Annotated in this window: 1 protein-coding gene; it reads left to right on the top strand. The window is 46.1% G+C overall.

Annotated elements, in window-relative coordinates:
• Window positions 1-37: 37 nt before the first annotated feature.
• Window positions 38-651: MFS transporter (locus tag R7044_RS25985; RefSeq protein WP_225456092.1), on the top strand; the 614-nt coding region annotated here is incomplete at its 3' end.

Here is a 651-nt window from a genome sequence, read left to right as displayed (position 1 = left end):
GACTACTCTACAAAACAAACTCACTAATAAGGAGCTGATGTCTTACTTCGGCTATGGGGTAGGCCAGTGCTTTAGCTTTGGTCTAGTCGGCTCTTTTATTCTTTATTTCTATACCGATATTTTGGGCATTTCTCCAATTGCGGCGAGTACGATTTTTTTGATTGCTCGTGTGTGGGATGCGGTGAACGATCCGCTCATTGCCGGATACATGGACACGTTGGACTCTCGCTTTGGTAAATTCCGCCCTTACATGCTGTTTACGCCGGTTCTGATTGTTCTGGTCACGGTGGCCGCTTTCTATAACATCGATGCTGATACATCGACAAAAGTGATGTATGCCGGTATCACTTACATTCTTTGGGGTACGCTTTACACTATTTCTGATGTGCCGTTTTGGTCTATGTCTTCTGTTATGACGGATGAACCACAAGAGCGAGCAAAAGCGGCAACTTGTGCCATGTTAGGGGTGAATGCGGGTATTGGTGCGACTTTGGTTGTGTTCCCAAAACTGAGTGCTTACTTCGCTGATGGCCGCGCAGATCAGGGTTACTTACCTGCTGTGATTGTGTTGATGATTGCGGGTTTGTTCTTCATGCTGAACGGTTTTTACAACACCAAAGAACGCATCTCGACGAAGAGCTGCGAAAAAGT

The sequence above is a fragment of the Vibrio sp. 1402 genome, assembly GCF_033340275.1.
The sequence above is the reverse complement of the archived record's forward strand: the minus strand, read 5'-3'. Positions and strand labels throughout refer to the sequence as shown.